Below are 26,728 nucleotides of genomic sequence, written 5' to 3'. Positions count from 1 at the left end.
TTCTGATGTCCGTGGTCGACCACCAGGAGTGGGACGTCGTCGTGGTGGGCGCCGGGGGCGCGGGCCTCCGCGCCGCCATCGAGGCGCGCGAGCGCGGCGCCCGTACGGCCGTGATCTGCAAGTCGCTGTTCGGCAAGGCGCACACGGTGATGGCCGAGGGCGGCATCGCGGCGGCGATGGCCAACGCCAACGAGCACGACAGCTGGCAGGTCCACTTCCGCGACACCATGCGCGGCGGCAAGTTCCTCAACCAGTCGCGGATGGCCGAACTGCACGCGCAGGAGGCCCCCGACCGGGTGTGGGAGCTGGAGACCTGGGGCGCCCTCTTCGACCGCACCAAGGACGGCCGGATATCCCAGCGCAACTTCGGCGGCCACGAGTACCCGCGCCTCGCCCACGTCGGCGACCGCACGGGGCTCGAACTGATCCGGACACTCCAGCAGAAGATCGTCTCCCTGCAACAGCAGGACAAGAAGGAGACCGGCGACTACGAGTCCCGTCTGAAGGTCTTCCAGGAGTGCACGGTCACCCGCGTCCTCAAGGACGGCAACCGGGTCTCCGGAGTCTTCGCCTACGAGCGGGAATCCGGCCGTTTCTTCGTCCTGCAGGCCCCGTCCGTGGTCATCGCGACGGGTGGCATCGGCAAGTCCTTCAAGGTGACCTCGAACTCGTGGGAGTACACCGGCGACGGCCACGCGCTGGCGCTGCTGGCGGGCGCGCCCCTGCTGAACATGGAGTTCGTGCAGTTCCACCCGACGGGCATGGTCTGGCCGCCGTCGGTGAAGGGCATCCTCGTCACGGAGTCCGTCCGCGGTGACGGCGGTGTGCTGCGCAACTCCGAGGGCAAGCGGTTCATGTTCGACTACGTCCCGGACGTCTTCAAGGAGAAGTACGCCGAGTCGGAGGCCGAGGGCGACCGCTGGTACGAGGATCCGGACAACAACCGGCGTCCCCCCGAACTCCTCCCCCGCGACGAGGTCGCCAGGGCCATCAACTCCGAGGTGAAGGCGGGCCGCGGCTCCCCGCACGGCGGGGTCTTCCTGGACGTGTCGACGCGGATGCCCGCCGAGGTCATCAAGCGCCGGCTGCCGTCCATGTACCACCAGTTCAAGGAGCTGGCGGACGTCGACATCACCGCGGAGGCGATGGAGGTCGGGCCCACCTGTCACTACGTGATGGGCGGCATCGCGGTCGAGTCCGACACGGCCGCCGCACGCGGGGTGCCGGGGCTGTACGCGGCCGGCGAGGTCGCGGGCGGCATGCACGGCTCGAACCGGCTCGGCGGCAACTCCCTGTCCGATCTGCTGGTGTTCGGCCGCAGGGCGGGCCTGCACGCGGCCGAGTACGCGGCGGCCCAGGCGTTCGAGCGCCCCGCGGTGGACGAGCTCCAGGTCGACGCGGCGGCCGCGGAGGCGCTGCGCCCCTACTCGGCGGAGTACCCGGAGACGGGCGCGCAGGACGCACGTCCGCCGGAGAACCCGTACACCCTCCACCAGGAGCTCCAGCAGGCCATGAACGACCTCGTCGGCATCATCCGCCGCGAGCCCGAGATGCAGCAGGCCCTGGAGAAGCTCGCCGAGTTGCGGGTACGGGCCCGGCGGGCCGGCGTCGAGGGCCACCGCCAGTTCAACCCCGGCTGGCACCTCGCCCTGGACCTCAGGAACATGCTGCTGGTCAGCGAGTGCGTGGCACGGGCCGCGCTGGAGCGCACGGAGTCGCGCGGCGGCCACACCCGCGAGGACCATCCGACGATGGACCGCAAGTGGCGCCGTATCAACCTGCTGTGCCAACTCACCGATCCCACCGGCGGACTGGCGGCCACGGACCCGGTCCGCGGCCAGATCGAGCTCACCCGTGAGACCACCGACCCCATCCGTTCCGACCTGCTCGCCCTCTTCGACAAGGAGGAGCTGGTCAAGTACCTCGCCGAAGAGGAGCTGTACGAGTGAGCAGCTACAAGGCCCGCTTCAAGGTGTGGCGCGGCGATGTGCAGGGCGGCGGCCTCAAGGACTTCACGGTCGAGGTCAACGACGGCGAAGTGGTCCTGGACATCATCCACCGCCTCCAGGCCACCCAGGCCCCCGACCTCGCCGTCCGCTGGAACTGCAAGGCGGGCAAGTGCGGTTCGTGCTCGGCGGAGATCAACGGCCGGCCGCGGCTGCTGTGCATGACCCGGATGTCGGTCTTCACCCGGGAGGAGACGATCACCGTCACTCCCCTGCGCGCCTTCCCGGTCGTCCGCGACCTGGTCACGGACGTCGGCTTCAACTACGAGAAGGCGCGGGAGGTCCCGGCGTTCGTGCCGCCGGCGGATCTGGGTCCCGGCGAGTACCGGATGATGCAGGAGGACGTGGACCGTTCGCAGGAGTTCCGCAAGTGCATCGAGTGCTTCCTGTGCCAGGACACCTGCCATGTGGTCCGTGACCACGAGGAGAACAAGCCGGCGTTCGCCGGGCCCCGCTTCCTGATGCGGGTCGCCGAGCTGGACATGCATCCGCTGGACGCGGCGGAGGAGAGCGGTCTGGACCGCAAGAAGACGGCCCAGGACGAGCACGGTCTCGGCTACTGCAACATCACCAAGTGCTGCACGGAGGTCTGCCCCGAGGGCATCAAGATCACGGACAACGCGCTGATCCCGCTGAAGGAGCGGGCGGTGGACCGCAAGTACGACCCGCTGGTGTGGCTGGGGTCGAAGATCAGGAGGAGGCCCTCGTAGCTCCGGTGCCCGCCGGGAACTGGGCCCGGCGCTGCACGTACAGGCCGAGCACGGCCACGGCCGCGCCGGTCAGCGCGAACGGGAAGAAGCCGGGGTGACGCGACGCGTCGAGCGGGCCCAGGAAGAGGAACGCGCCCGTCCCGGCCTGGTTCAGGAGTGTGCCGTATCCCCACACCCTGGGCCGGAGTATCTTCGCGCTTCCCCGGCCCGGGAGCAGCCAGCCCTTGGTGACGGCGGCCGTACCGATCGCCAGGCCGGTGGTGATCACCACGGCGCCCACGATCCCCAGCACCTCGTTCATGCCGATCATGCTTCCACGAGTTCCAGCACACGCAAGAGATTTGACTCGGCGATGGCCCGCATGGGACCAGAGTTTGGGAAGTCACCGTCCAGGAGCCGGAGCGGGCCCGCCACCAGGGACAGATGCATGGCGAGCCGGTAGAGGCGCAGCCGGTCCTCGTCCAGGCCGGGGACGCGCAGCGCGTCGTAGCGCGGCCCGAAGCGGATCCGCAGGAAGACGTGCTCCCACTCCACGTCGAAGTACATGAGCCCTTCGATGTCGATGAGGGCGGGACGGCCGTCACTGTCCAGCAGGACGTGGTCGGGGCCGAGTTCACCGTGGATCAGGGTGTGGCGGTCGCGCGGACGGACGGCGGCTGCCAACTCCCCGATCCTGGCCGTCAGCCGGTCCGCCACGGCGGCGATCCGGGTATCGCGTACGGCGGTGGCGGCGATGTCGCGCAGCGCGCCCTCGGTGATCCGCCGCGCGCAGGAACCCGACTGCGAGTCACCGCCGTTGTCGACGACCACGACCTTCCCGAGGTCCCGGCCCTCGTGCGCGTGCAGGAGCGCGAGCTCGTCGGCCAGCCGCTCCATCGAGGCGCGTGCCGCGACCGGGTCCCTCTCCAGGGCCTCCTCCAGGCTGCCGCCCGTGATGTCCTCCATGATCGCCACGTCCGCGGGCACGTGGGTGTGCGTGGCGTCGGCATGCAGGAGACGGGGGGTACGGACGCCGGCCGCGACGAGGCGGTCGTGCGCGGCCGTGAACACGTCGAGGCTCGAACCCGCCGAGAAGGGGTCGCGCAGGTCGGAGGGGCCGGAGTCCCAGTAGTCCTCGTCGGCCGACCAGACGTAGGCGACCGCCGTGCTCCCGTCGTCGAGGGCGAGCCGGTAGACGCCCTTCTTCGAGCCGCCGCGCAGCCGGGTCACGCCGACCAGGGTGCGGTGGGGGCCCAGGGCGGTGCGGGCGAGCGGTGCGAGGTCGTCGCGCGTGAGGAACTTCCGGGTCGCGGTCATCCGGCAGATCGTCGCAGCCGTGCGGGGCGGCCCGCCTCCGCTTTTCTCAGGGCACCCCACCCCTGCCCCACCCCGGTCGCGCCGCCGCATTCCTGCTCATACGCTCCGAAATGTGACGTCATCCTTGTTCCGGGGCCGACCGCGGCGCGCGACCTCGCACATATCCGTGCGGGTGGCGCACACCCTGCTGGGCGGGCTGGCCGGGGTGGTGTGGCTGGTGCTGCCGGGGATGGCGTTCGACGACGGTGGCGCGGTCGCGGGGCCCCGGGCGGAGGCCGCGCAGCAGGTCCGGGCTCAGGAGGACGGATCCTCGGCCGCCGACCTCGTCCTTCCGCTCCTCGCGGTGGGCGCCGCGGGTGCGGTCGCGGGCTACACCTACGTACGGCGTACGCGGCGGGCCAGGACCCGCACCACTCCCGGCGGCGCCCTCGCCGCCCCGTGGACACCGTCCGCCGGTGACCTCGACGCCCAGGCACAGGCCCTGCTCGTCACGGCCGACGACTGCGTCCGCACCAGCCGCGCGGAACTAGGCTTCGTCGAGGCACGGTTCGGGAAGAGTGCCGCGGCGCCCTTCACGGCGGCCCTGCGGGAAGCGGAGAGCGAGCTGAGGGCCGCCTTCCGGATACGGCAGCAGTACGACGACGGCGTACCGGAGGAGCCCGCGGCCCGGCGGCACGCGCTCGCCGGGATCGTCGGACGGTGCGAGGAGGCCGGGCGGCGGCTGGACGCGGAGGCGGCCGGGTTCGACCAGCTGCGGGCGCTGGAGAAGGAGCTGGGCGAGGCCCTGGAGATCGCCGAGGACCGCTTCCGGACGCTGGCCGGGCGCACCGGGACCGTCGAGGCGCTCCTCGCCGACTGGCACGAGCGGTACGCCCCCTCGGCCACCGCCCCCGTCACCGGCCACACCGAACAGGCCAAGGACCGCCTGGTGTTCGCCACCGTCCGCCTCAACCAGTCCCGCCAGTGCGCCGACCGCGCGGAGACCGACAAGGCCGCCCTGCACCTCTGTGCCGCCGAGGGCGCGATCGCCCAGGCCGCCGTCTTCCTGGACGGCGTCGAACGGCTCGGCGCAGCCCTGACGAACGCCGAGGCCCTGCTGCCGGCGGCACTGACCGGCGCGGAGGCGGAACTCGCGAGGGCACGGGAACGGCCGGCCGACGCGCCCGCCGGTGAGCTGCGGGCCCGGATCCTGCATGCCGACGCCGCCCTGGCCGTCGTACGGGACGAACGGACCACCGGACCGTACGACCCCCTCGGCGCGCTGCGTCGGATCGTGCGGTCGGCCGTGCCGCTGACGACGGAGCCGACGGCCGGGGTGCTGGGGGCGGCCGCCCTGCTGGTCGGCCGTACCGCGACAGCCGCCGCGGACGACGTCGTCGCGACCCACCGGGGCGCGGTGGGCGCGGTGGCCCGCACCCGGCTGGCGGAGGCGGCACGACTGCTCACCGACGACCCGGCAGCCGCGGACGAGTACGCCACGGAGGCCCGCGACCTCGCCGAACAGGACGTACGGGTACACGGCAACCCGGCGACAGAGCACGAGAGCGGGGTCGCGGGGGCGATCCTGGGCGGGGTACTGCTGGACGCCGAGACACCCACGACCTTCGGCGGCCCCCGGACGCGAGCACGCGGCATGGGCGCGAACCCGCCTTCCTAGCGGCAGGGCGAACTCAGAACAGACTGAGCAAGGCCTCCGCCGGGTCCGCCAACCCCGTCTCCCCGTCCGGCAGCGGCAGTTCGAACCACACCGTCTTGCCGCGAGGCGTCCGGCGCGACCCCCACGCCGCGCTCAGCAGCCCGACCAGCTGCAACCCCCGCCCGCCTTCGTCCGTGTCCCGCGCCCGCCGCCGCCGCGGCTGCACCAGCCCGGAGTCCCACACCTCGCACACCAGGGTCCGGTCCAGCAGCAGACGCAACCTGATCTCGCCCTCGCCGTACCGCAGGGCGTTCGTCACCAGCTCACTGACCAGCAGCTCCGTCGTGTCGACCAGCGGCTCCAGATCCCACGCCAGCAACCGTGTACGGGCGTACTCCCGCGCCCGCCCCACACTCCGCGGTTCGCGCGGCAGCGTCCAGTCGCCCACGGAGTCCTCGGGCAGGCCCTGGACACGTGCCATCAGCAGCGCGATGTCGTCCTCGCCGTGGTGGGAGTCGAGGGTGTTGAGGACGTGGTCGCAGACGTCCTCCAGCGGCGCGGCGGGATCGGTCAGCGCGCCCACGAAGGCCTGGAGCCCCTCGTCGAGGGGGTGATCGCGGCTTTCGACCAGTCCATCCGTGTAGAGCGCCAACAGCGCGCCTTCGGGCAGTTCAACCTCCACCTCCTCGAAGGGCTCGCCCCCGACGCCGAGCGGCATCCCCGGCGGCACGTCGAGCATGAGGGCCGCCTCGCCGGGCTCCACGAGGACCGGCGGCAGATGACCCGCGTTGGCGAAGGTGCAGCGGCGGGTCACGGAGTCGTAGACCGCGTAGACACAGGTCGCCAGGTACACCTCGGACAGGTCCGCCTCACGGGGCCGGCGGGCCGCGCGGGTGGCCTGCTGGACGCCGCCCGGCGCACCGAGACCGCGCGCGATCTCGTCCAGCGCGCTGAGCACTTCGGCCGGTTCGAGGTCCAGCAACGCCAGTGTCCGTACGGCGGAGCGCAGTTCACCCATCGCGACCGCCGCCCGCAGCCCGCGGCCCATCACGTCGCCGACCACCAACGCCGTACGGTGACCGGGCAGTTCGATGACGTCGAACCAGTCGCCGCCGACCTCGCTGGGCCGGTCGGAGGAGGAGTTGCCCGGCAGATAGCGGCAGGCGATGTCGAGGCCGGAGGCGACCGGGTCGCCCGGGGGCAGCAGGGACCGCTGCAGCATCAACGCCCGCTCGTGCTCACGCCGGTACAGCCGCGCGTTGTCGATACAGACCGCCGCCCGCGCCGCCAGCTCCACCGCCAGATCCCGGTCCCGGTCCCCGAACGGCTCGCTGCCCTTGGTACGGGCGAACTGCGCCAGTCCTACGACGGTGTCGTGGGCGACCATCGGCACGGCGAGCGTGGACTGCACCAGGCCACCCTCCTCGGCCGGGATGAACAGCGGGCGGGCGGTGCGCAGGGCGTCCGCGCAGGGCGAGTTGAAGGGGAAGTGGTGGACGGCTCCGACCGAGACGGGCGGGCCCGAGCTGATGAAGGGGGCGTCGGAGACGGCGCTGGCGAAGGCGACGCGGCGGAGTTCCGCGCTGCCGTCGGCGAGTCCCGGCGGGGTCTCGTCGCCCGCCAGGAGGCCCTGGTAGAGGTCGACGGTGGCCAGATCGCAGAAGCCGGGGACGACGACGTCCAGGAGTTCGCGGGCCGTGGTCTCCAGGTCGAGGGAGTTGCCTATCCGGGCGCCGGCCTCGTTCAGAAGGGCGAGATTGCGCCGCGCCGCCGCCGCTTCCCGGGCTGCCGCGCGGCGGGCCGTGATGTCGGTCGCGAGCCAGGCGATGCCGATGGGGCGGCCGGAGCCGCTGCGCACGCGGTAGAGGTTGACCGACCAGTGGCGGCGCTCGTCGGAGCCGGGCAGGAAGCCGGTGACGTGCATGTCCGTGATGGATTCGCCGGTCTCCAGGACGCGGCGCAGGGTGGCCGCCACCCGCTCGGCCTCGGGGCGGGGCAGGTAGTCGCCGACCCCCTTGCCGCGGTGGTCGTCCGGGGTGCCGCCGAAGAGGGAGGCGAAGCGGTGGTTGGCGCGCCGGACCCGCAGATCGGGGTCGATCAGCAGAAAGCCGAACGGAGATTGGCCGAATATCGACTGCGAGGCGGCAAGGTCGGTCTCGATCCGACGCAGCGTGCGGACGTCCACGACGATACAGACGGCGGCCCGCTCACCCTCCGCGGTCTGCGTCGGCATGACGTAGACCTCTGCCAGCCCCTCCTCGCCCGCCTCCTGGTCGGCCGACTCCGGCACCCGGAAGGGGACCACCCCGGTCCACTCGCGCCCGTCGAGGATCTCGGCCATCTTGCGCTGACCGACCTCGCGCCGGTCGGCGTCGATGAACGCCTCGATGGGGTCCATGCCCACGGCCCGGTCGGCGGGGATCCCGAAGAGCTGCTCGGCGCGCACACTCCACTGGTCCACGAGGCCGTCGGGGCCGATGGAGAAGGACGCGACCTTGATGTAGTCGTAGATGGAGCCGGGCGGACTGCTCTGCCACATCGCGTCGCCCCGCAGGACGCCAGCGACTCCGCCGGGTCCACCGGTGGATTCCAGGCCTGTCCCGCCCGTGGCACCACGCGTCACGTCCGCCGCGGTGTCACCCGCGGCCTCCGACCTCGCGCCGTCCGACGGGTCCTCGGACTCCGTGGCCTTCGCTGGTATCTCGCTCACGCGAACCGTCCCCTCCAGCTCACCGCGTCCGGCACCGGTCACCGGCAGCGGCTGCCCGCAGTATCCAGCACTACGGCGCCGCACAACACGGTGTTCACGATCACAGCACGGTCCCAGCGTTTTTTGGACCGCACCGCGACAACACTTCCAGTCTTCTAACCAGCCAACACACTGTCGAACCACCTACTCCGGCAACCGTCAGTGGCCTGAACCAGTCGCTGGACAGCACCGACGGGGCCGTACAGCCGGGACGGCCCCGCCTCACCCCGGGACCGCGAGCTCGAACCACACCGTCTTGCCCGTCGCACCTGGTCTGGTGCCCCAGCGGCGCGAGGAGTGGGCGACCAGTTGCAGACCCCGGCCGCTCTCGTCCTCGGGGCGGGCGACGCGCTCCCGCGGCGGGTCCGGAAGCGGGTCGGAGACCTCGACCAGCAGGACGTCACCGAGACCGGCGGGGCGGACGAGGCGGACGCCGATGGGGCCGGTGGCGTGCCGCAGCGCGTTGGTCACCAGCTCGCTGACCAGCAGGGTCGTGATGTCGGCCACGCTGTCGAGGTTCCAGTCGCGCAGTCGGCCGCGGACGGCGGTGCGGGCGGCGCGCACGGCGCCGGGGTCCGCGGGGAAGGTCCAGTCGGCGCGGTCGCCTTCGGTGTCGATCACGCCGATCACTTCCCAGGCCACGTCCATGTCCGGTTTCATGGGGTTAATGGGCACATACCCGATATTCGGGGCGTGGTACCGCCTGGGAGGGCGCGTTGTGGTGCGAACGGCGTATGCCGGGGCGCCTATGAGCTCGGGAGGTGTGCTTGTTCGGCGGCTGCGGGTGATTCGTGGTTGCTCGCGCAGTTCCCCGCGCCCCTAGGGCGCATCCAGCCGGGCGGCGATCTTTCGGACCGCATCCACGTCCTGGTCCAGCCAGGGCACGTCCCAGAGCTGCTCCCGTGTCAGCCAGCGCAGGTCGTCGTGGTCCTGGAGGGGCTTGGGTTCCGGTGAGGCCGGGAGCAGTTGCGCTGTCCAGACCTGGAGGACGTACGGGGATCGCAGGGGCCACTCCCCCGGGATTCGCTCGCCCACTTCCACCTCTACGCCCAGTTCCTCGCGCAGTTCGCGCGCCAGCGCCGCCTGTGGGGTCTCGCCCGGTTCGACCTTTCCGCCGGGGAGTTCCCAGCGGCCGGCCAGTTCGGGGGGTGCGCTGCGGCGGGCGGCGAGGAGGCGGTCGGCGTCGAGCAGGGCCGCGCCCACCACCACGATCGGTTCCGTCATGCGCCGGAGCCTACGGGAGGCGTCGATCGGTCAGTTCGCCGTCGCGGTGCTGCCGTTCTGGCCGATGCGTTCGACCCAGTACAGCTGCTTGTGGCCGCGGCCGTCGAGGCTGTCCGCGATCTTCTGCGCCTCGGCCCGGGTGGCATAGCGGCCCACGCGATAGCGATTGCCGTTGTCGTCCTGCCGTATGACGAGCCAGGGAAGAGTGATCGTGCCGTCGTTCATCGCGCCCCACCGCCCCTTCCCGCTCGCGGTTCTCGCCCTGCCCCGCCCGCTAAGGAAACCGCAATCCGCATATGCCCGAGCCTACGCCTAACCTTTACGGAGCGAACACGGATTCTCACAAAGAGGTACGCAACCAGCCAGAACGCAGGGGGCGTGCGACGCCGAACGCGCCGTGCGCGCGCGGGAATGCATCCGGTCAGAGCGGTGTGCGCACGCCCGGGGTCACCTGCGAGAACGGCCAGATTCCAACGCCGCTCGCATGGGGCCCGATGGGACGGGTACAGGTGGCAACTGCCGTGGCGGCGTGCGCTACTTCACCGGAAGGTGGTAGGCGACCCGGTAGCGGTCCGCCGGGATGACCACGTCGGCCGTCTCCACGGGGCGGCCGGAGGCGTAGAACGTGCGGTGGACGACCACGACGACATGGCCGGGGACGCCGCCCAGCGCGAGGAGTTCCTCGGCGAGACCGGGACGGGCGCCGACCTCCTCGGTGACGTTGTCCACGATCACGTCGATGGCGGCCATGCGCTCGACGACGCCCATGCCGCCCAGCGGGCCCTCCTCGGGCAGCATCACGGGGGTGCGGCCGGTGATGGCGAGGGGTTCCCAGGAGGTGGAGAGCATCATCGGCTCGCCGTTGTCCCGGTAGACGTACTTGGTGCACATCACGCGGTCGCCCGGCCGGATGGCGAGCCGCTCGGCGACGGCGACGCTCGCCTCGGCCTGCGCGCTGCGGGACTCCCAGGTGCCGCGCGTCTCGAGGTCGGCCTGCTCCTGCCGGAAGGGCGTGGCCCCGCCGTCCGGACGGAAGCCGGTGCGGGCCACCCGGCGGGGCACCGGGCGCTCGCGCACATACGTCCCGGAGCCGGAGCGGCCCTCGACCAGCCCCTCGGCCATCAGCACCTTGCGCGCCTCCAGGGCGACGGTGTCCGAGACGCCGTACTCCTCGCGGATTCTGGCCTGGGAGGGCAGTCGGGTGTGCGGTGGCAGCGACCCGTCGGCGATCTTCTTGCGGAGATCGCCCGCGACGCGCAGATACGCCGGCTGCTCACCGAATGTCACTGGCCGCTCCCATCAGGTTGTACAGACAGCAACAGCGTGGCAACCGTGGGTTCCGCCATGCAAGCAAAGGCCAGAGAATCACTCGATGTAGTGACATGTGCCCGCCTCGGGCTTTACGCAGGCACTTTCTCCCCGCTATAGGGGCGATCACACATCGAGTTCCCCGGCATCCCCGCCACCGCTCCCGCTGCCGTCGCCCTCTTCGTACGTCGGCACCGTGGTGGCCAGGCCCAGAGCTTTGCGGGCGGTGACGGTGGACTTGCCGTCGATGAAGTCGTAGCCGGCGTCGTAGTGCTCGTAGTACGTGTCGACGTCCTCCGCGTCCGCCGCCTTCGCCCACTCCTTGCGCGCGTCCTTCATGTCCTTCAGGAAGTCGGCGACGGGCTGTGCGGACCCGGCGGACCAGGAGCGGCCGCCCAGTGCCTCGGACTGCTCGCCGAGCGCGGTGTCGACATCGGCGGCCCAGTCCGTGTTCGCCGGGAGGTCGTCCTCGGCGTAGTCCTCGGGCTCCTCGTAGAGCACCGTGTCCAGGGCGTTGGCCGCCTTGAGGAAGGCCAGCTGGTCGGCGTCGAGGGTCGTCTCGTCGTTGCGCAGCGAGCCGGTCAGGTTCTTGTCCTCGTCGACGTTGCCGAACAGGCAGGTGACCTCCCGGTCCCCGAAGGCCCAGCTGTCCTCGGACGGCACCAGGTAGTAGACGTCCACGTCCTCCGGTACGGCCCAGGCGTCCATCGCGTACGTCTCCTGGAGCGCGTAGCACTTGTCGTCGGCGGTGTCCTCGACCGCGCTGTCGCCCGGGAAGTCGCCGCCGGGGAGCTTGACGACGGCGAACACCTCACCCTGGTGCGCCTGGGCGCAGGGCACTTCGTCAACGTCGTAGGTCTCGCCCGTCAGGGCATCGCTGCCCGAGTCGAAGCAGTCGCCCTTCTTGAGCGAGTAGGCGCTGCCCTCGCCGCTCGCGGCGTCCTTGAAGCCGTCCCAGAAGTCGGCGGCGGCGCCGGTGGTGAGCGACAGGGTCCACAGGACCAGGCCCACCGAGGACAGCACGGAACCCGCGACCGCCATGCCCTTGCCGCGCTCGCCCTTCCTCTTGATCTGGCTCAGCGCGATGAGCCCCAGGACCAGCCCGACGGCCGGGAGGAAGCAGAGGATGCCGAGGACCAGGGCGGCGATGGCGAGGCCGTTGACGGGCACGGGCTGCGCGTATCCGCCGTAGCCGTAGCCCCAGGGGCCGGGCGGGGCGTAGGGGCCCGACGGGTACGGCCCTTGGGGCTGATGGGGGCCGGGAGGGGGTGGTATGGACACGGGTACCGTGCTCCTGGTTCGGGCTGGGGTTCTCGGGAGAACTCACGTGCGACTTGGCGCATGGTAAGCGCGGGGTGAGTGGGGGCGGAATGGCGGTCACCAATGCGACGATCCGGGCGGTCAACGACCTGACCGCGCGGTGGGCGGGGGCGTCGGAGGGCGGGACCGTCTTCTCGGCGGCCGGTGTCTGGCCCCTGCTCGCCTTCCTGGCGGACGGGGCGACGGGCGGGGCGCGGGAGGAGCTGGCGGAGGCTCTCGGTGTCCCGGCGGGGCGGGCAGCCGCCGCGGCGCGGGAGTTGCTGACGACGATGGCTGCCGTGGAGGGGCTGGACTCGGCGGTCGGGCTGTGGACCCGGCGGTTCGTGGAGCTCCGGGAGGGGTGGGCGTCGGGGCTGCCGGCCGAGGCGCACGGTGTGCTCACCGGCGATCTCCACGCCGATCAGGAGGCCCTGGACGCCTGGGCCGCCCAGCGCACCGGCGGGGCGATCGGGCGGCTGCCGGTGACGCTGGGGCCGGACTCCTCGCTGGTGCTGGCGACCGCGCTGGCGTTGCGGACGGACTGGGAGGTGCCGTTCGAGGGCGAGCCGGTGCCGTGGTGCGGCCCGGACCGGGCCGGGCTCAGCCGGACCGACCCTGATCTGGACTGCGTGTCGGTGGCGCGGACGGCGGTCGGGGCGGTGACCGAGGCGCGGGTGCGGGGGACCGAGGGCGTCGATGTCCATCTGCTGCTCGGCGACGAGGAGTTGACGCCCGGGCAGGTGCTCGGCACCGGCGTGGACCTCCTGGCGGGCGCGGTGCCGGCCGTACCCGGGAGCCGTCTGCCGCTCGGCGCGGCCGGGCCCGGGCTCAGGGTCGGGACGGTCCGCACCGCGCGCCCCGAGCCGCCGAGCCTCACGCTCAGCACCGTCGGGTTCACGCTCGCCGCGGATCACAACCTGCTGGCGCACCCCGGGCTGTTCGGTCTGGCCACGGCGTCCGACCGCGCCCCCGGCCACTTCCCCGGCATCAGCCCCGCGCCGCTCGCGCTCGCGGAGGGACGGCACTCGGCGACGGCGACGTTCGGTGCGAAGGGGTTCCGGGCGGCGGCCGTGACCGCGTACGCCATGGACTGGATGGGCTGGGAACCGGAGCCGGAGCACGAGTCCAGGCGGGCCCACGCCGGCTTCGACCGCCCCTTCGGCTTCCTCGCCGTCCACCGCGACACACGGCTCGTCCTCGCGGCGGGCTGGGTCACCGACCCGGAGCCCGTCCGCGAGGACGATCGTCGGCCGAGGGAGCGTTGACGTACTAGAACTGCAGCGCCCAGGCGTCGATCCGCCCGGTGTCCTGCGCCGCGTTGTCACTGACTCTCAGCCGCCACGTGCCGGCCGCGACCTCGGAGGAGGCGTTCACGGAGTACGTGGTGTCGATGTTGTCCGCGCTGCCGCCGGTGCCGTAGGCCTTGAGGGTGTACGCCGTGCCGTCGGGGGCGATCAGCTGGACCTGGAGGTCGCCGATGTACGTGTGGACGATGTGCACCTCGACGGCCAGGGCCGAGGGCGCGTTGCCCGTGACGCCGGAGTTGCACAAGGGCCCTGCGGGGCCCATCTACGCTGCGCACATGACCCCACTGCCGGACTGTTACTGCCCCGTCGACGGCACCCGCGTCCCCGGCGGTTCGCTCGTCTGGTGCTGCCCGGTCTGCCACGGCCCCCTCGACCTCGACTTCCACCCCACCCCGGCGTCGCTCAAGTCCCTCACCGGGCGGGCGAACTCCCTGTGGCGGTACGCCGAGACGCTCCCGCTGGCGACCCCCTCGGTCTCCCTCGGCGAGGGCCGCACCCCGCTGGTCCCCCTGCGCGACGGCGTCTCGGCCAAGCTGGACTTCCTGATGCCGACGCTGTCCTTCAAGGACCGGGGCGCGGTACTGCTCGCCGAGCTGGCGCTGCGCCTGGAGCCGCGCCGGGTGGTCGCGGACAGCAGCGGCAACGCGGGCACGGCCGTCGCCGCGTACTGCGCCCGGGCGCGGCTGCCCTGCACGGTGTACGTCCCCGAGGGCACGTCGGCGAAGAAGCTGGAGCAGATCGGGGCGCACGGGGCCCGCCTGGAGGTGGTCGCCGGTGACCGGGAGGCGGCCGCGGCGGCGGCCCGGGAGGCGGCGGACTCGGCGGGCACCTTCTACGCCTCCCATGTCTTCAACCCGTACTTCCTGCACGGCACGAAGACCTACGTCCATGAACTCTGGGAGGACCTCGGCGGCCGCCTCCCGGACGTCCTCGTCCTTCCCGTCGGCAACGGCACGCTGCTGCTGGGCGCCGCCCTGGCCGTCGCCGAACTGCACGGCGCCGGGCTGATCGACCGCCGGCCCGCCCTGTACGCGGTCCAGGCGGCGGCGGTGGCCCCGCTTGCCCAGGCCTGGCAGGAGGGGGCCGAGGACCTGGTCGGCACGACCGCGGCGGCGCCGACGCTCGCCGAGGGCATCGCGATCCCCCGCCCGCCGCGGGCCCGGCAGATCCTGCGGGCGGTGCGCGAGTCCGGGGGCACCTTCGTGACGGTGACCGAGGACCAGATCCGGCACGCCCAGCGGGACCTGGCGTCGATGGGACTGTTCGTGGAGTCCACGGGGGTGGCGTGCTGGGCGGCCGTGCGGGAGGGGGTTCTCGGGGACCGGAGCGGGGTGGTGCCGCTGTGCGGGGCGGGGATGAAGTCGGGGCTGGCGGAGGCCTAGTTACGGCCGTTCCTTCTCCAGGAGCTCGACGCACCGTCCCAACAGCCCTGTCAGGGCCTCGCGTTCCTCGTCCGTGAACTCGGCGGCCAGCGCCCGCTCCACCCGTACGGCGCGGGCGTCCGCGTCGGTCATGACGGCGCGGCCCTCGTCGGTGAGCCGGGTCTCCAGCACATTGCGGTGCCACTCGTGAGGGGTGCGCTCGATGAGGGCGCGGTCCTGGAGGTTCTTCAGGACGGTGTTCATCGTCGGCGGCGTGACCCCGCACAGCCGGGCCAGGGCCGCGGCGGAGATCCCGGGGTTCTCAACGAGGTTCAGCAGCGCCGCGTACTGCGCGACCGTCAGTCCCGCAGGCCTCAGGACCGCGGTCTTCGTCGCGTTGAGAGCCTGTTCGGCCCGCTTGATATGGAAGCCGAGGCGCTCGGAGGCGGGCATGGACGTCATCTGCGCATGGTAACGGCCTCGACCATCAATTAGCCCTCACTCATCCATTAATGCATTGACGAGGATTAGAGCTCTAATCTAAGTTCACACTCATCAGTTAGCGAGCAGCCGAACCGAGAGGCTCTGCCGTGTCCCGTACGATGCCCCGCCGCACCTTCCTGACCAGCGCCGCCGCCCTCACCGCCACCGCGGCGCTCCCCGCGACCCCCGCCGCGGCCGCACCCCGGATCACCACCGCCTTCGAACTGCCCGGCGACCGCGTCTACCCCGAGGGCATCGCCGTCGACCCACGCAAGGACGACGTGTACGTCGGCTCGTACGGCACCGGCACCGTGTACCGGGCGACACCCGGCCGCCGCAGGGCCGAGGTCTTCCTGCCCGCCGGAGCCGACGGCCGGACCACCGCCAACGGCATCAAGGCCGACCGCGCGGGCCGGCTGTGGGTCACCGACTCGACGGCCGGGGTCGATGTGTACGACATCCGCGACCGTGCCCTGCTGGCCCGCTTCGCACCGCCCGGTGACGCCCCGTTCCTGATCAACGACCTGGTGATCACGCCGGACGGCACGGCCTATGTGACCGACAGCCTCCGGCCGCTGGTGTACCGCGTCACCCCGGCCGACCTGGACCGTGCCCGCGGCGGCCGGGCGACGCTGAGCCCGTACGCCGACGTGAGCGGGGTCGGCGTGCCGCGCGAGGCGTACACCCTGAACGGCATCGCGACCGATGGACGGCACCTGTTCGTCGTCGACATGGTCGTGGGCGACCTGTTCCGGTTGGACCTGGCCACCGGTGCCGTACGCCAGGTCGCGCTGCGCGGCGGGGACATGGCGCACGGGGACGGGCTGGAGCTGGTGCGCGGGACGCTGTGGGTCGCGCACAACGCTTCGAACACGATCAGCAGGTGGCGGCTGGGCCGGGGTGCCGGATCGGCCCGGCTGGAGCGGCGGTTCAGCGATCCCGCGCTGCAGATCCCGACCACGCTGGTGCACAGCCGGGGGCAACTACTGGTCGTGCGCGCCCAGTTCGACAAGGGCGGGCCGTTCGGGCCGGGGGTGCCGCAGACCCCGTTCACGGTGGCTCGGGTGGACGGGATCTGAGGGGCCGCTCGGGCGGTCAGTCGTCGAAGCCGGTCGCTCGGGTGGTCTTCTCCCAGGCCGTGACGTTCTCGCGGACCTGGTCGAGGTGGCCCAGGATCGCCGTGACGCCGTCGTCGCCGAGCGGGAGGCGCAGGGGCGTGTGCTCCGCCTGGAGGGCGGCCAGGATCACCGCGGCCGCCTTGGCCGGGTCGCCGGGCTGGGAGCCGTCGCCGCCGGCGACGAAGCCACGGGTGCCGCTGACCTTGGCGTACACCCCGCTGTCCGCGCTCGCGCCGGCCCGGTCCGCCTCGAACAGCGAGGTGCGGAAGGCACCCGGCTCCACGATCAGCACCTTGATGCCGAACTCCGCGACCTCGTCCGCGAGCGCCTCGGACATGCCCTCCAGGGCGAACTTCGTCCCGCTGTAGGCGCCGAAGCCCGCGAAGGACATCTGCCCGCCCATGCTGCTCATCTGCACGATCGCCCCGGAACGCCGCTCCCGCATCGACGGCAGCACGGCCCGCACGAGCGCCGCGGGCCCGAAGACATGCACGTCGAACAGCGCGCGCAGCTCGTCCTCGCCGGTCTCCTCGAAGGCGCCGACATGGGTGCGGCCCGCGTTGTTGACGAGGACGTCGATCCGCCCGTGCCGCGCCACCACGTCCCGTACCGCCGCCTCGGCGGCCGCCGTGTCGGCGACGTCCAGACGCAGCGCCTCCACCTGGTCGGGGTGGGCGGCCACCAGGTCGTCCAGCGCCTCGGGCCGGCGGACGGCACCCACGACGACGTCGCCGTCGGCGAGGGCCGCCTGCGCGATCTCCCGCCCGAATCCGCTGCTCGCGCCCGTGATCAGCCAGACCTTGTTCATCTCGATCCCCTTCATCCGAGTGGTTCGTGAACCACCTTGCTGCGAAAGTCCGTTGCCCGTCCAAGACCCACGGTGATAACCGATGGCTATGACATCGGACGTGCACCTGAGGGATCTGCGCTACTTCCTCGCGGTGGCCGAGGACCTGCACTTCACGCGTGCGGCCGAACGGCTGTATGTGTCCCAGCCCGCCTTGAGCAAGCAAGTGCGGGCTTTGGAGCGGCAGTTGGGCGTCGAGCTGTTCCGCCGCGACCGGCAGGGCGTGACGCTCACCGGGGCGGGTGAGGCGCTGCTGCCGCATGCCCGGCGGGTGCTGGCAGACTGGGCGGAGGGCGCGGCGGCGGTGGCGGCGGCCCGGTCGGCCCAGCGCAGCACGCTGGTCGTGGGGATGAGCACCAGCCCCGGCCGCGGCGGACTGTTGCCGGCGATCCGGTCCCGTTTCACCGCGGGCCATCCGGACGCGGCACTGCGGGTGCGCCAGGTGAGCTGGGAGGACCCCACCGCGGGCCTGGCGGACGGGGACGCGGACGTCGCGTTCGTCTGGCTGCCCCTGCCGGACGCCGACCGCTATGCGTGGACGGTGGTCGCCGAGGAACCTCGCCTGATCGCCCTCCCGGAGACCCACCCCCTGGCATCCCGCCCGGAACTCGACTTCGCCGACCTCGCCGACGAACCGTTCCTCGCCCTCCCCGAGAGCACGGGCCCCCTGCGCGACCACTGGCTCGCCCTCGACGAACGCGCCGGCCGCCCGGCCCGCGTCGGCGCGGAGATCGCCGGCACGGAGGAGACGTACGAGGCCCTGGTCGCCGGCCTCGGCATCTGCCTGGTCGCCGAGGGCAACGCCCCGCTGATCACACTGGGCGGGGTGGTGACAAGGGCGGTGCGCGGGGTGAGCCCGAGCCGGTACGTCCTCGCCTGGCGGAAGGGGGACCGCAGACCGCTGGTACGGGCGTACGCCGAGGCGTGCCGGTCGGTCGCGGGAGTCTGACGGGGCGGCTGCTTCGCGGCGCGCCGGGGCTGTCTACGATCTCCGCATGAGCGCGTGGACGAGGGCCCTGGACGCGGCGGAGATCCGAGAGCCGGAGCTGCGGAGCGACTACGACGCACAGCGGCGGCTGGTGGCACGCGAGCGGCGCAGTTCGTATCTCGCGGCCCGGGTGCTGCTGCCGCGGCCGTTGCTGCCGCACGTGCTGGCCGCGACGGCGGTCATGCACCACGGGGACGACCTCCTGGACACCGGCCCGAAGCACCTGCGGGTGGCGGCGTGGGCGTCCTGGGAGCAGCGGGTGCGCGAGGCGCTGGAGAAGGGCGTGGCCGACGATCCGCCGATCCGCGCGTTCCTGCACACCGTGACCGCGTATCCGCGGCTGCGGGAGGTGGTGGAGGAGTATCTGGCCACCGCCACAGCCGAGTTGGAATTCACCGGTTTCGCGACGGAGGCCGACTTCCAGGCGTACGTGGACGCCTACTCGCTGCCCGCCTTCATGCTGGTCGGCACCTTGCTGGGACCGGAGACCGACGACGGGCGCTACCGGGCCCTGTGCCGGACCCTCATCGAGGGCAGTCAGCGGCTGGACTTCGTCAACGACCTCGCCGAGGACCTTCCGGAAGGCCGCCTCGGCATCCCGGACGAGACCCTGCGGCGCTACTCGCTCACAGTGGAGGACCTCACGGCGGGCCGAGCGGCACCGGGCCTGCGCGACCTGGTGCACGACCAGGTCGACGCCGCCCGGACCGCCCTGAAGGCGGCACGCGAACTGCCCGCCCTGGCGGCGCCCCCGGGCCGGGCGCTGCTGAGCGCGGTGATCGAGATCGAACTCCTGACCGCGGACGCGGTGTCGGCGCGCGGAACGGAGCTGCTGCACGGCTCCGCGAGCCCGCCGCTGCCGGACACGCTGCGGGTGCTGTGGAACGCCCGCAAGCTGCGCCGAACGACATCCTGACCGGGAGCTCCCGTCGGCGTGAAGACGGTCGCCCCCGTTGACGATCTCGTGGCCGGGTCCCGGTCGGATCGCTACGGTTGAGCCATGACCGGACTGCCCGACTGGATGCGCCCGCCGCGCGCGGAAGGCTGGTTCGCGGAGGACCTGGACCGCCTCCCCGAGGCACCCCGCCATACCGAGCTGATCGACGGAGCTCTCGTCTTCATGATGTCGCCCCAGCGGTGGTGGCACGGCCACCTCGTCACCATGCTCACCGTCGCTCTCATGGAGCAGGCGCCCGCCGATGTCAGAGTCGGCCGCGAGATGACCATAAAGCTGGACGACCGAAACCGGCCCGAGCCGGATCTACTGTTGACGACAGCCACGTACGACGGAGACCGCACCTGGTTCACACCGGACGAGGTACGGCTCGTCATCGAGGTCGTCTCCCCCGAATCCGCCCACCGCGACCGCACGGTCAAGCTCCGCAAGTACGCGGAGGCCGGCATCCCGCACTACTGGTGCGTCGAGGACGAGGACGGGGCGCCCGTCGTCCACGTCTACGAACTCGACGAACCGACCGGCCGCTACGCGCCCGCGGGTATCTTCCGGGGCACCCTGGAGCGCCCCGTGCCTTTCGGGATCAGCCTGGATCTCGACAAGCTCACCCCGCCGAGCGGGAAGTAGCGGTCGTACGGGAACGCGAAGGGGGCCGGGCTCACCAGAGCCCCGGCCCCCTTCGTTGCGGCTGATCAGACGTTGAAGCGGAACTCCACCACGTCCCCGTCCTGCATGACGTACTCCTTGCCCTCCATGCGCGCCTTGCCCTTGGCGCGGGCCTCGGCGACCGAACCGGTCTCGACGAGGTCGGCGAAGGAGATGACCTCCGCCTTGATGAAGCCCTTCTGGAAGTCGGTGTGGATCACACCGGCGGCCTCGGGGGCGGTGGCGCCCTTCTTGATCGTCCAGGCGCGGGATTCCTTCGGGCCTGCCGTGAGGTAGGTCTGGAGGCCGAGGGTGTCGAAGCCGACGCGGGCCAGCGTCGCCAGGCCGGGCTCGTCGGCGCCGACGGACTCCAGGAGCTCCATGGCGTCCTCCTCGTCGAGCTCGGCGAGGTCCTGCTCCAGCTTGGCGTTGAGGAAGATCGCCTCGGCGGGGGCGACCAGGGCGCGCTGCTCGTCCTTGAAGGTCTCGTCGACCAGCTCGTCCTCGTCCACGTTGAAGACGTAGAGGAAGGGCTTGGTCGTCAGGAGGTGCAGGTCGTGAAGGAGTTCCTCGTTGCCCGAGCCCTGGACGATGCCCTGCGAGAAGAGGGTGTCGCCCCGCTCCAGGATCTCCTTCGCCGCCTCGACCGCCGCGACCTTCGGCACGATGTCCTTCTTGATGCGCGAGTCCTTCTGGAGACGCGGCAGGACCTTCTCGATGGTCTGGAGGTCGGCGAGGATCAGCTCGGTGTTGATCGTCTCGATGTCGTCCTTGGGCGAGACCTTGCCGTCGACATGGACGACGTTCTCGTCCTTGAAGGCGCGGATGACCTGGCAGATCGCGTCGGACTCGCGGATGTTGGCGAGGAACTTGTTGCCCAGGCCCTCACCCTCGGAGGCGCCCTTCACGATGCCCGCGATGTCCACGAAGTCGACGGTCGCCGGAAGGATCTTCTGGGAGGAGAAGATTTCGGCCAGCTTCGTCAGCCGCGCGTCCGGCACGCCCACGACACCGACGTTGGGCTCGATCGTGGCGAACGGGTAGTTGGCCGCGAGCACGTCGTTCTTGGTCAGGGCGTTGAACAGGGTCGACTTGCCGACATTCGGCAGACCGACGATTCCGATCGTGAGCGACACGTTGCGACTTCCCGTACGTGAGAGGAGAGGACTGAGGGCTGGGGCCGATCCACCAGTCTACGGCGTACCTGGGCCCGCCCCCTTCGAGGCGTCGAACACTTGGCCAAGGTCGATCCCTCGGCGTGTCTGAAGGGCGATTCTGCATATAAACCGTCCTAAGTTGGTCCGGTGGAGCAACACAGGACGCGACCCCCGCACATCCGAGCACGACGCGAGACGCCATCCCTGCCCCCGCAGGCGGCCCGCGGCGGGCGCCCTCCGGCGGCCGTACGGCGGCCCGCTCCCCCGGTCGTGCAGGCGGTGCGGCGCTTCCCCAACCCCCGGCTCACCGGGCTCGGGGGTGGTCTGTTCTGCATCGCGGTGATGGTGGTGCTCGGCTGCCTCGACGCACTGACATTCGATTCGCTGACGCTGTACGGCGTGCTGTTCCTGCCGGTGTGCGTGCTGACGGCCGTCTGGGTGCGGCGCAACGACCTGGTCACCGCACCCATCGTGGTGCCGATCGCCTTCGCCGCGGGGCTCGTGCCCGTCGCCCAGGGAGGCGACGGGTTCGGCGCCCGGCTGATGGGCCTCGTGACGGCCCTCGCCACCGAGGCCGGATGGCTCTACGGCGGGACACTCCTCGCCGGACTGATCGTGACCGTACGGAAGATCCGGCTGATGAACCGCCGGCGGCAGGCGAACCGCCGGCCCTCGTGAGCTAGTCCTGCGCCGCCCGCATCGCCGCCCCCACGATCCCCGCGTTGTTCTGCAGCTGCGCCGGGACGATCTCCGCCTTGATGCCCTCGATGTAGTGCAGGAACTTCTGGGACTTGCGGCTGACGCCGCCGCCGATGATGAAGAGCTCGGGCGAGAAGAGCATCTCGACATGGGCGAGGTACTTCTGGACGCGGCGCGCCCAGTGCTCCCAGGTGAGCTCCTCGACCTCCCGGGCCTTGCTGGACGCCTTCTTCTCGGCGTCGTGGCCGTGCAGTTCCAGGTGGCCCAGCTCGGTGTTGGGGACGAGGACGCCGTCGACGAAGACCGCGCTGCCGATGCCGGTGCCCAGAGTGAGCAGGATGACGGTGCCCTTGCGGTCCTTGCCCGCGCCGAAGCTCATCTCGGCGACGCCCGCCGCGTCCGCGTCGTTGACCACCGTCACCGGCAGGCCGCCGAGCCGGTCGCTGAACAGCGCGCGCGCGTCGGTGTCGATCCAGCTCTTGTCGACATTGGCCGCCGTACGGATGTGGGATCCGCCGGTGACCACGCCCGGGAAGGTCAGCCCGACCGGGCCGGTCCACCCGAAGTGGTCCACGATCTGCTTCACCCCGTCGGCCACACTGTCGGGCGTCGCCGGGTGCGGGGTGAGCACTTTGTGGCGCTCCTGGGTGAGGTCGCCCTTGTCCAGGTCCACAGGGGCGCCCTTGATCCCGGATCCGCCGATGTCCAAGCCGAAGATCTGCATGGCCCTACGTTACGACGGGCGACCGACAGTCACTCCGCCGAGGTGCCCGTACGCTCCGCGACCAGCGCCGCGGCCTCCTCGCGCAGATCGCGGCGGAGCTCCTTGGGCAGCGAGAAGGTGATGGACTCCTCGGCCGTCCTCACCGTCTCCACGTCCCCGTAGCCACGCGCGCCCAACCACTCCAGCACCTCCTCCACCAACACGTCCGGGACCGAGGCACCGGAGGTCAGACCGACCGTGGTGACGCCCTCCAGCCAGGCCTCGTCGATCTCGGAGGCGAAGTCCACCAGGTGCGCGGCGGGGGCGCCCGCGTCCAGGGCGACCTCGACCATCCGGATCGAGTTCGAGGAGTTCTTCGAGCCCACCACGATCACCAGCTCAGCGTCCTCGGCGAGCTTCTTGACCGCGATCTGGCGGTTCTGCGTGGCGTAGCAGATGTCGTCGCTGGGGGGCGAGATGAGCTGCGGGAACTTCTCCTTCAGCGCCTCCACGGTCTCCATGGTCTCGTCGACGGAGAGGGTGGTCTGGGAGAGCCAGACGACCTTCGACTCGTCGCGGACCTCGACCTTGGCGACGTCTTCCGGGCCGTCGACGAGGGTGATGTGGTCGGGGGCCTCGCCGGAGGTGCCGATGACCTCCTCGTGCCCCTCGTGCCCGATCAGGAGGATGTCGTAGTCCTCCTTGGCGAAGCGGACGGCTTCCTTGTGGACCTTGGTGACCAGCGGGCAGGTCGCGTCGATGGTGGCGAGCCGGCCGCGCGCGGCCTCCTCGTGGACGACGGGCGCGACGCCGTGCGCGGAGAACATGACGATGTTCCCCTCGGGGACCTCCTCCGTCCGCTCGACGAAGATGGCGCCCTTCTTCTCCAGGGTCTGCACGACGTACTTGTTGTGGACGATCTCGTGTCGGACGTACACCGGAGCGCCGTACTGCTCCAGGGCTTTCTCGACGGCGATCACGGCGCGGTCCACACCCGCGCAGTAGCCCCGGGGGGCGGCGAGCAGGACACGGCGGCCAGACGAAGCAGTCATGCCTCCCATCGTAAGGCCGCGCCGGACAGGTCAAAGATCGCGTTGTTGGCGAGACTGGCCGGGACGTGTGAAGGGCGGGGAACCCGCGACGGCAGTCGACGGATGAAGCAGCGGCGGAGGCATCGATGTCCGAGACCCAGACGACGGCCCGTGGCGCCGATCCCGGCCACGACCTGCGGCGCAGCCTCGGTTTCCGGGATCTGGTGGTCTACGGGCTGCTTTTCATCGCCCCCATGGCGCCCGTCGGCGTGTTCGGCACGCTCGACGCCAGGTCGCACGGGGCGGTGGCGCTGGTCTATGTCGTCGCCACGGTCGCGATGGCCTTCACCGCGTTCAGCTACGCGCAGATGGTGCGGGTGGTCCCCCGCGCGGGCTCCGTGTACGCCTACGCGCGCGTGGCGCTCGGAAAGGAGGCCGGGTTCATCGCGGGCTGGATGGCGATGCTGGACTACCTGCTGATCCCGGCGGTCGCGTATCTCTTCTCCGGCATCGCGATGAACGCGCTGGTCCCGGAGGTGTCGCGGTGGGTGTGGACGGCGGTGGCGGTGGTCGTGACGACGCTGCTGAACCTGTGGGGCGTACGGGCCGCGGCCCGGGTCGGCTTCCTGGTGCTGGCGATGGAGATCGTGGTCCTGCTGGTGTTCATGGTCTCCGCGACCGTCGTCCTCGCGCGCGACGGCGCCGCGCGGGGGTGGCTGTCGCCGCTGTCGGGGGACGGCTCGCAGGGGGCGTTCGCGCTGTCGGCGGTGCTCGGCGCGGTGTCGATCGCGGTGCTGTCGTATCTCGGCTTCGACGCGATCGCCTCCTTCGCGGAGGAGGTCACCGGCGGGTCGGCGAAGGTGGCGCGGGCGGTGCTGTTCTGTCTGGCGCTGGCGGGTGTGCTGTTCGTGGCGCAGACGTACCTGGTGGCGCTGCTGGAGCCGATGTCGTCGGCGGAACTCGCGGCCGAGCCGGGGAAGCAGGGGTCCGCCTTCTACGACGCCGTGGACGTGTCCGTCGGGACCTGGCTGCACGATCTGGTGGCGGTGAGCAAGGCGATCGGGGCGGCGTTCGCGGCGCTGGCCGGGCAGGCGGCCGCGGGGCGGCTGCTGTTCGCGATGGGGCGGGACCGGCGGCTGCCGCGGGTGCTGGCGAGGACGGACGCGGGGGTGCCGCGGGTGGCGCTGCTGTGCGCGGCCGTCATCACGCTGGTGGCGGCGGTGTGGGCGGCCCGGCGGGACGACGGGATGGACCATCTGGTGTCGGTCGTCGACATCGGCGCGCTCACGGCCTTCACCTTGCTGCACGCGAGCGTGGTGGGGTGGTTCGCGGTGCGGCGGCGGGGCGGGGCGGTGAGCTGGTGGCGGCATGTGCTGGTGCCGGTGGCCGGCGCGGCCATCACCGTCGCGGTGATCGTGGAGGCGTCGGGGGCGGCACAGGTGGTGGGGACGGTGTGGTTCGTGATCGGACTCGCGGTCCTGCTGGGGCAGCGGGGGCGGACGGAGGCCGCACGGTGACCGGCGGACGTGGGCCGCGTTGTCACCACCGGCCACTACGCTCGGCGCATGGCTCTCAACACGTCCGCGGAAACGCCGCTGCCCGTCGGTGAGGTCTCCCGGCTGATCGGGGGATGGATCGACCGGCTCGGTGCCGTCTGGGTGGAGGGACAGATCACCCAGCTGTCCCGGCGGCCCGGTGCCGGTGTGGTGTTTCTGACGTTGCGTGATCCGTCGTACGACATCTCGGTGAGCGTCACCTGTTTCCGGCAGGTGTTCGACGACGTCGCCGATGTGGTGAGCGAGGGGGCGCGGGTCGTCGTGCTCGCCAAACCGGAGTGGTACGCGCCGCGGGGGCAGCTGTCGTTGCGGGCCGCGGAGATAAGGCCGGTGGGGGTCGGGGAACTGCTCGCGCGCCTTGAGCAGTTGAAGAAGTCGCTCGCCGCCGAGGGGCTGTTCGCGTCCGAGCGCAAGAAGGCGCTGCCCTTCCTGCCGCAGCTCGTCGGGCTGGTGTGCGGGCGGGCGTCCGCGGCCGAGCGGGACGTGCTGGAGAACGCCCGGCACCGCTGGCCCGCCGTCCGCTTCGAGGTGCGCAACGTCGCGGTGCAGGGCGTGCACGCGGTGCCGCAGGTGGTGCAGGCGGTCAAGGAGCTCGACGAGAACGACGACGTCGACGTGATCATCGTGGCCCGGGGCGGGGGCAGCGTGGAGGATCTGCTGCCTTTCTCCGACGAGCAGTTGGTGCGTACCGTCGCCGCCTGCCGTACGCCCGTCGTCTCCGCCATCGGGCACGAGCCGGACAACCCGCTCCTGGACCATGTCGCCGACGTGCGCGCCTCCACCCCGACCGACGCCGCCAAGAAGGTCGTACCGGACGTGGGCGAGGAGTACGAGCGCGTGCGGCTGCTGCGGGACCGGGCGCGGCGGTGCGTCGAGGGGTTCATCCAGCGGGAGGAGCGCGGGCTCGCCCAGGCGCTCGCCCGGCCGTCGATAGAGGATCCGCACCGGATGATCGACGAGCGCGCCGATCACGTGGCCGCGCTCGTGGAGCGGTCGCGTCGCACCCTCGGCCATCTCCTCGACCGCGCCGACTCCGAACTCACGCACACGCACGCACGCGTGGTGGCCCTCTCCCCCGCCGCGACCCTGAAGCGGGGGTACGCGGTGCTGCAGAAGGCCGACGGGCATGTCGTACGGGACCCGGAGGAGGTCACCGCCGACGAGGTGCTGCGGGCGCGGGTGTCCGAGGGTGAGTTCACGGTGATCCGGGCCGAATGAGCAACGCGGGCCCCCTGCGGTCCGGCCGGGGGTCCGGGGGTTGCCCCCGGGAAAGCACAGCACTGTCCGAGTCGATGCTTAGGGTGGGCGCATGACCAGCAAGGTGGATGAGGCGCTCGGGTACGAGCAGGCGCGGGACGAGCTGATCGACGTCGTACGGCGCCTTGAGGCGGGCGGTACGACGTTGGAGGAGTCCCTCGCGCTCTGGGAGCGGGGCGAGGAGCTGGCCAAGGTGTGCCGGCGGTGGCTGGACGGGGCGCGGGCGCGGCTGGACGCGGCTCTCGCCGAGGGAGAGACGGCGGAGGACGAGGCCGGCTCCGAGTAACCGACTTCGGTGATCTGTGAAGCGGGTCACCACGCTCTGGTTTTTGTTGAAGGTTCAACCTGTGCCGCGTACAGTCATACGTGTCAGCCGATCCGGAACCCGGATCC

General features: G+C 71.5%; 26 protein-coding genes and 1 pseudogene. 13 read left to right on the top strand and 14 right to left on the bottom strand.

The genetic code is table 11. From position 1 onward, the window contains the following. The first annotated feature begins 5 nt into the window (after positions 1-5). Both OG381_RS30065 and OG381_RS30060 read left to right on the top strand, forming a co-directional pair. Positions 6-1,949 carry a fumarate reductase/succinate dehydrogenase flavoprotein subunit gene (locus tag OG381_RS30065; RefSeq protein WP_327719194.1) on the top strand — a complete coding sequence of 648 codons (1,944 nt, stop codon included), beginning with the start codon at positions 6-8 and terminating at the stop codon, positions 1,947-1,949. Next, complete coding sequence (locus OG381_RS30060; protein ID WP_327719193.1) at positions 1,946-2,716, top strand: succinate dehydrogenase/fumarate reductase iron-sulfur subunit; 771 nt, start codon at positions 1,946-1,948, stop codon at positions 2,714-2,716. The genes OG381_RS30065 and OG381_RS30060 overlap by 4 nt, the downstream gene beginning before the upstream one ends. Here OG381_RS30060 and OG381_RS30055 read toward each other — a convergent pair. Together OG381_RS30055 and OG381_RS30050 are read right to left on the bottom strand one after the other, a co-directional pair. Continuing rightward, positions 2,697-3,017 carry a hypothetical protein gene (locus OG381_RS30055; protein WP_327719192.1) on the bottom strand — a complete coding sequence of 107 codons (321 nt, stop codon included), beginning with the start codon at positions 3,015-3,017 and terminating at the stop codon, positions 2,697-2,699. The two genes, OG381_RS30060 and OG381_RS30055, sit on opposite strands and share 20 nt — an antisense overlap. Positions 3,018-3,022: 5 nt before the next feature. Then, positions 3,023-4,012: a phosphotransferase family protein gene (locus tag OG381_RS30050; RefSeq protein WP_327719191.1), complete on the bottom strand. Its 990-nt coding sequence runs from the start codon at positions 4,010-4,012 to the stop codon at positions 3,023-3,025. Positions 4,013-4,241: 229 nt separating this feature from the next. Between OG381_RS30050 and OG381_RS30045 the strand changes: the two genes are divergently transcribed. Beyond that, the gene (locus tag OG381_RS30045) at positions 4,242-5,669 is read left to right on the top strand and encodes a hypothetical protein (RefSeq protein WP_443062054.1); all 1,428 of its coding nucleotides are present in this window, start codon (positions 4,242-4,244) and stop codon (positions 5,667-5,669) included. Positions 5,670-5,682: 13 nt separating this feature from the next. Here OG381_RS30045 and OG381_RS30040 read toward each other — a convergent pair whose 3' ends face one another. From OG381_RS30040 to OG381_RS30015, 6 genes are all read right to left on the bottom strand, one after another. After that, the gene (locus tag OG381_RS30040) at positions 5,683-8,358 is read right to left on the bottom strand and encodes a SpoIIE family protein phosphatase (protein ID WP_327719189.1); all 2,676 of its coding nucleotides are present in this window, start codon (positions 8,356-8,358) and stop codon (positions 5,683-5,685) included. A 261-nt stretch (positions 8,359-8,619) separates the two neighbouring features. After that, on the bottom strand, positions 8,620-9,057 hold the full coding sequence (locus tag OG381_RS30035; protein ID WP_327719188.1) for an ATP-binding protein: 438 nt from the start codon (positions 9,055-9,057) through the stop codon (positions 8,620-8,622). A gap of 159 nt (positions 9,058-9,216) precedes the next feature. Then, the gene (locus OG381_RS30030; protein WP_327719187.1) at positions 9,217-9,621 is read right to left on the bottom strand and encodes a (deoxy)nucleoside triphosphate pyrophosphohydrolase; all 405 of its coding nucleotides are present in this window, start codon (positions 9,619-9,621) and stop codon (positions 9,217-9,219) included. A gap of 30 nt (positions 9,622-9,651) precedes the next feature. Then, entirely contained in the window at positions 9,652-9,846 is a 195-nt protein-coding gene (locus OG381_RS30025) for an SPOR domain-containing protein (protein WP_307026324.1), read from the bottom strand. Positions 9,847-10,155: 309 nt separating this feature from the next. Next, a complete protein-coding gene (locus OG381_RS30020) occupies positions 10,156-10,908 on the bottom strand; it encodes a GntR family transcriptional regulator (RefSeq protein ID WP_327719186.1) in 753 nt (250 codons plus the stop codon). Positions 10,909-11,055: 147 nt separating this feature from the next. Continuing rightward, the gene (locus OG381_RS30015; protein WP_327719185.1) at positions 11,056-12,210 is read right to left on the bottom strand and encodes a DUF4190 domain-containing protein; all 1,155 of its coding nucleotides are present in this window, start codon (positions 12,208-12,210) and stop codon (positions 11,056-11,058) included. A gap of 89 nt (positions 12,211-12,299) precedes the next feature. Between OG381_RS30015 and OG381_RS30010 the strand changes: the two genes are divergently transcribed. Next, positions 12,300-13,493, top strand: a complete 1,194-nt coding sequence (locus OG381_RS30010) for a serpin family protein (RefSeq protein ID WP_327719184.1) — start codon at positions 12,300-12,302, stop codon at positions 13,491-13,493. A 4-nt stretch (positions 13,494-13,497) separates the two neighbouring features. On the opposite strand, the pseudogene OG381_RS30005 reads toward OG381_RS30010, so the two are convergent. Further along, positions 13,498-13,782 (bottom strand): annotated as a pseudogene (locus OG381_RS30005) (proprotein convertase P-domain-containing protein); the annotation flags it as partial. Between the two features lie 28 nt (positions 13,783-13,810). On the opposite strand from OG381_RS30005, the gene OG381_RS30000 reads away from it, so the two are divergent. Beyond that, entirely contained in the window at positions 13,811-14,917 is a 1,107-nt protein-coding gene (locus OG381_RS30000) for a pyridoxal-phosphate dependent enzyme (RefSeq protein ID WP_327719183.1), read from the top strand. Here OG381_RS30000 and OG381_RS29995 read toward each other — a convergent pair whose 3' ends face one another. Then, positions 14,918-15,358, bottom strand: coding sequence for a MarR family winged helix-turn-helix transcriptional regulator (locus tag OG381_RS29995; RefSeq protein WP_327719182.1), 441 nt, complete (start codon positions 15,356-15,358; stop codon positions 14,918-14,920). It abuts the gene before it with no gap. Between the two features lie 128 nt (positions 15,359-15,486). Here OG381_RS29995 and OG381_RS29990 point away from each other — a divergent pair, with 128 nt between their 5' ends. Continuing rightward, entirely contained in the window at positions 15,487-16,458 is a 972-nt protein-coding gene (locus tag OG381_RS29990; RefSeq protein ID WP_327719181.1) for an SMP-30/gluconolactonase/LRE family protein, read from the top strand. A gap of 16 nt (positions 16,459-16,474) precedes the next feature. Here OG381_RS29990 and OG381_RS29985 read toward each other — a convergent pair whose 3' ends face one another. Then, positions 16,475-17,305 carry an oxidoreductase gene (locus OG381_RS29985; protein WP_327719180.1) on the bottom strand — a complete coding sequence of 277 codons (831 nt, stop codon included), beginning with the start codon at positions 17,303-17,305 and terminating at the stop codon, positions 16,475-16,477. Between the two features lie 82 nt (positions 17,306-17,387). Here OG381_RS29985 and OG381_RS29980 point away from each other — a divergent pair, with 82 nt between their 5' ends. The 3 genes from OG381_RS29980 (at position 17,388) to OG381_RS29970 (ending at position 19,914) form a co-directional block, all read left to right on the top strand. Continuing rightward, a complete protein-coding gene (locus tag OG381_RS29980) occupies positions 17,388-18,293 on the top strand; it encodes a LysR family transcriptional regulator (RefSeq protein ID WP_327719179.1) in 906 nt (301 codons plus the stop codon). A gap of 46 nt (positions 18,294-18,339) precedes the next feature. Then, entirely contained in the window at positions 18,340-19,248 is a 909-nt protein-coding gene (locus OG381_RS29975) for a phytoene/squalene synthase family protein (RefSeq protein ID WP_327719178.1), read from the top strand. Between the two features lie 84 nt (positions 19,249-19,332). Beyond that, a complete protein-coding gene (locus OG381_RS29970) occupies positions 19,333-19,914 on the top strand; it encodes a Uma2 family endonuclease (protein ID WP_327719177.1) in 582 nt (193 codons plus the stop codon). 65 nt (positions 19,915-19,979) lie between these two features. Here OG381_RS29970 and ychF read toward each other — a convergent pair whose 3' ends face one another. Then, positions 19,980-21,068, bottom strand: coding sequence for a redox-regulated ATPase YchF (gene ychF / locus OG381_RS29965; RefSeq protein ID WP_327719176.1), 1,089 nt, complete (start codon positions 21,066-21,068; stop codon positions 19,980-19,982). Positions 21,069-21,236: 168 nt separating this feature from the next. Between ychF and OG381_RS29960 the strand changes: the two genes are divergently transcribed. Next, positions 21,237-21,767 carry a DUF6542 domain-containing protein gene (locus OG381_RS29960; RefSeq protein ID WP_327719175.1) on the top strand — a complete coding sequence of 177 codons (531 nt, stop codon included), beginning with the start codon at positions 21,237-21,239 and terminating at the stop codon, positions 21,765-21,767. Between the two features lies 1 nt (position 21,768). Here OG381_RS29960 and ppgK read toward each other — a convergent pair whose 3' ends face one another. Next, positions 21,769-22,512 (bottom strand): polyphosphate--glucose phosphotransferase, encoded by a 744-nt coding sequence (gene ppgK, locus OG381_RS29955; protein WP_327719174.1) that lies wholly within the window; start codon positions 22,510-22,512, stop codon positions 21,769-21,771. 29 nt (positions 22,513-22,541) lie between these two features. After that, on the bottom strand, positions 22,542-23,552 hold the full coding sequence (locus OG381_RS29950; RefSeq protein WP_327719173.1) for a 4-hydroxy-3-methylbut-2-enyl diphosphate reductase: 1,011 nt from the start codon (positions 23,550-23,552) through the stop codon (positions 22,542-22,544). Positions 23,553-23,668: 116 nt separating this feature from the next. Between OG381_RS29950 and OG381_RS29945 the strand changes: the two genes are divergently transcribed. The 3 genes from OG381_RS29945 to OG381_RS29935 all read left to right on the top strand — a co-directional run bounded on the left by OG381_RS29945 (position 23,669) and on the right by OG381_RS29935 (position 26,621). Beyond that, positions 23,669-25,039, top strand: coding sequence for an APC family permease (locus OG381_RS29945; protein ID WP_327719172.1), 1,371 nt, complete (start codon positions 23,669-23,671; stop codon positions 25,037-25,039). A 48-nt stretch (positions 25,040-25,087) separates the two neighbouring features. Continuing rightward, positions 25,088-26,296 (top strand): exodeoxyribonuclease VII large subunit, encoded by a 1,209-nt coding sequence (gene xseA / locus OG381_RS29940; RefSeq protein ID WP_327719171.1) that lies wholly within the window; start codon positions 25,088-25,090, stop codon positions 26,294-26,296. Positions 26,297-26,387: 91 nt separating this feature from the next. Next, positions 26,388-26,621 carry an exodeoxyribonuclease VII small subunit gene (locus OG381_RS29935; protein WP_327719170.1) on the top strand — a complete coding sequence of 78 codons (234 nt, stop codon included), beginning with the start codon at positions 26,388-26,390 and terminating at the stop codon, positions 26,619-26,621. The last annotated feature ends 107 nt before the right edge of the window (positions 26,622-26,728 follow it).

This window comes from Streptomyces sp. NBC_00490 (assembly GCF_036013645.1).
GTDB lineage: Bacteria > Actinomycetota > Actinomycetes > Streptomycetales > Streptomycetaceae > Streptomyces > Streptomyces canus_F.
The sequence above is the reverse complement of the archived record's forward strand: the minus strand, read 5'-3'. Positions and strand labels throughout refer to the sequence as shown.